This window comes from Azomonas macrocytogenes (genome assembly GCF_014191985.1).
Taxonomy (GTDB): domain Bacteria; phylum Pseudomonadota; class Gammaproteobacteria; order Pseudomonadales; family Pseudomonadaceae; genus Azomonas; species Azomonas macrocytogenes.
This window is the reverse complement of record NZ_JACHXI010000051.1, coordinates 1-3,321: the sequence shown is the minus strand read 5'-3', so window position 1 is coordinate 3,321 and position 3,321 is coordinate 1. Positions and strand designations below refer to the sequence as shown.

Sequence of the window (3,321 nt, the reverse complement as noted above, 5' to 3'; positions counted from 1 at the left end):
CTGAATAGGTGGCTGGTGTCGCGTGGTTTGGGCGATGCCGATATTGCGGCCACTATGGAGTTCTACCGCAGTGCCGAAAATGTGTAGGTGTAGCTACTCGCAGTTATCGGTCTTGTGCCTACGCTGATTGCAACTGAGGCCGGTCAGGAAAACCTTGAAATTTTGCTGTCGCTCGGATGGCGACCGACAGTATGAGGAGATCGAGAGAATCTTAGATTGCCTCAAGAACATCACCATCAAGATCATCCTGATCAATTCTCCGAGTTGAGGCTTAGCATGGAAGCCTTAGGCAGAGAGATTCCCTGCCGCACACCACCTAACCGATAGATCCCAAGAGTTTGCCTTTCAAACTGTGTTTAGCAAAAGCTGCTGACTCTTGCTCTTGCCCTAATGATTGATCTTCTGCCTGGTCCACTACGGGCTGTGTGGCCAGTGCCAGGAGGGCTACCGGAGTAACCGCCATTGGCCGTGATAGCGACATCAACCCCATGTAGGCCAGCAGCTTGAGCCGATCACTTCTTTCTTTGTACTGCATCATGGCCAACTCGTTATAGAGCTCCGGATAGGTTCGATCAGATACCTTTATGTTGGTGATACGACCATCCCATTTTTTATCGTCCATCGACTTTTCCTCAGGCGCAGTGCCAGAAACCTCTCGCGTTGGCGAGTACGGCGTCATCGCTGACCACGAGATGACTGTTCGGGAAAATTTCCTGGGCGGCACTTCGATACGCTTCAGCTCCGCCACCTGCCAGCAAGACAATATCCGTCTGCACGCCGTCCTCACGCATGGAACGTCTCATCGGAATCAAGGCATTGGCTGCCACCTTCCGGGATGCCTGATCGAAATATTCCTGGAATGGCACAGACTGCCCCAACAGGATCAGCTCTCGCTTACCGGCTCGAATAGCCTTTTCAAGCTTGTCGACTCCGGGACACGCACCATGATCCTCCTGAATCAGTCGATTGATTTCTTCAAGCAACATCGACATGGCCTTCAGGCTGGTACCTGAGCTTTTATCTCGAATCTCGCCTTGTTCAAGCGCCACCCAGTCAACACTGAAAAAGCCTGGATCAATAACGATTGTCCGTCCTTCCTGCAGGATTTCCAGCAACGGCTCTCCAGCTTGTGAATTCACCACATCCATATAGGCACCCGCTGGCTGGGGAATCACGATGACAGATTCCACCGTGACGGTTCGCTTGGGGGTGATGGCGTGCTCTCCCTTCAAGCGTTCAATAAGCGTTTTACGTCGCTCGGCATCGAAATACTGATTCACGGGCAACCCTGTAATCAACACGTCGATTCTCTCTCGTTCGGTCAGCAGCAACCCTGCATAAAACAAGGCCCGGTACGAATGCGAGTTAGGGTAGTCAAGATGTAATTCTCGGTCCCACCCCTGCAGGCGTTCAGGTTCAACACCCGCGACCCATTTCTGATCATTGACCGTTACCTGGATGACATCTTGCGCAACACCGCCATTGAGCCGCTGAGGCAACAATTCCAGAGGTCCTGCTCCAGCAGGTAATGCCAACGTTTGGGGGGACGAACCTTTCTCACCGAACGCCAACTTCAGATTCGAATAACCAATATCCAAGCCAAGGGCAAACATTCACGAGCTCCAAAAGCGATCGAAAAACAACTTTTCGATGTAGGTGAATAGATTACCGACCATCGGCTTAATCACTGGCATGCGGAGTTGCCCCAAAACGGCCAAAAAATAACTTTTTAATGGCTTCTCGATGGGGTAATTCCTGCCCTTCTGCCATCACGTCCATGCCCAGCTCAAAAGCTCATCGAAAAGCGATTTCTCAGTCACTTTTCGATCACGCCTAGCCCGCATGCCACCCTCCCTATCCACCATCTGTTCGCAAAGTCATTCCACAGTCACTTCAGGATCGCTTTTCGATAGAACGCACATCGCCCTTCGGCCATCACATCCATGCCCAGCTCAAAAGCTCATCGAAAAGCGATTTCTCAGTCACTTTTCAATCACGCCTAACCCGCATGCCACCCTCCCTATTCACCATCTGTTCGCAAAGTCATTCCACAGTCACTTTAGGATCGATGCAGCGTCACCTCATCATGATTGGTGGATGAGGCAACACCAGTCCGTCGAGTTGTATTTGGGACATTAATCAAAATTTCCATATGGGACATTGGTTAAATATCCCAAATAAATAGAAATGGCGTCTGTATGGCTAGTCATCAGAACGCGCAAAAACTCTATTTGGGATATTGATCAAAATTCCCATATAGGACATTGGTTAAATGTCCCAAATAGATAGAGATTGATCTCTTATTTTTCAGCCTCTATATTGGCTATTTTCCTATTTGGGACATTCATGCTGATGTTCCAAATAGATAGTAGTTTGGGAAGGAATTGGTCAGGAACAGGGGCAGGATAGGATGTGTTGATATGACGATAAATCAGATCCCTCAGGATCATCTGGAAAAACTACTGGATTCCAAGCGACAGGCGGATCGTGCTGACGTGACGCTCGATGAGCTGGAGGCCGAGTCGACGGCCTTTGTTCGTTCAGTACAACAACTGATAGAGCATGAGCTGCGGATTTGCGCGCTGGATGCGATGAAGGCGAGCGATGCGTTCTGGCAATACAACATAGCCATGCGCGATGAGGCTGAAGATCAAGGCCGCGTTGGCACAAGAACACGGATCAAGAACAACTCGATCCAGTGTGAGTGGTACATCAATACATTTTTCAATGATCGAAATGCGCCTGCTGACGCGAAAAAGCGAGTGCTCTCCACGTATCTCGAGAAGGGAGCAGGATTTCGATACCCCAAGAGCCGGTTTCAAAAGGCCCGGCATTGGGAATTGAACGTGATCGAGCGGGTCGAGGATCGGTACGAGCTGGTTCGTATGCGTTCCCAGGCTCTTGCCAAGCTACGCCGGGCGCTTGCGGAATACGAGCGCCTGGTTGAGCGAAGCTACAACGCCTAACCCCCAGGAACTGAGCATGAAAACGAGAACGGTCACTCAAGCAGTATCTGCCCAGTCACGCAAACCCAGATCTGCAGATAGCCATGCGGGAGCAACGTTGAGGCTGCGAGGAGAGATGGAACATTTCAGTCACGAGGCTGCTGTAAAGCGATACATGACGGCAGGTGCTCGAAAGGAGCAACAGGAAACCGATGCCGTGTTTTACATTGTCGTTGCGTTGCTACTGATCTTGTTTGGTATCGCGCTGGCCATTCTCTGAACGTATTTTGCGCGAGAGACCCCGTACTTTTAGTGCGGGGAGGAATAGCGCGGCAGCGTAAGTTGCCCCTGTTCTCGCTCTCCTTTCACTGGCTAT

The 3,321-nt window shown here is 50.7% G+C and carries 4 protein-coding genes; 2 read left to right on the top strand and 2 right to left on the bottom strand.

Annotated elements, in window-relative coordinates:
- Positions 1-316 precede the first annotated feature (316 nt).
- Positions 317-622 (bottom strand): hypothetical protein, encoded by a 306-nt coding sequence (locus FHR87_RS18740; protein ID WP_183168283.1) that lies wholly within the window; start codon positions 620-622, stop codon positions 317-319.
- Positions 623-632: 10 nt separating this feature from the next.
- Positions 633-1,613, bottom strand: a complete 981-nt coding sequence (locus tag FHR87_RS18735; protein ID WP_183168282.1) for a ParM/StbA family protein — start codon at positions 1,611-1,613, stop codon at positions 633-635.
- Between the two features lie 807 nt (positions 1,614-2,420).
- Between FHR87_RS18735 and mobI the strand changes: the two genes are divergently transcribed.
- Both mobI and FHR87_RS18725 read left to right on the top strand, forming a co-directional pair.
- Positions 2,421-2,966, top strand: a complete 546-nt coding sequence (gene mobI / locus FHR87_RS18730) for a conjugative transfer protein MobI(A/C) (protein WP_183168281.1) — start codon at positions 2,421-2,423, stop codon at positions 2,964-2,966.
- 16 nt (positions 2,967-2,982) lie between these two features.
- A complete protein-coding gene (locus tag FHR87_RS18725; RefSeq protein WP_183168280.1) occupies positions 2,983-3,225 on the top strand; it encodes a hypothetical protein in 243 nt (80 codons plus the stop codon).
- Positions 3,226-3,321 lie beyond the last annotated feature (96 nt).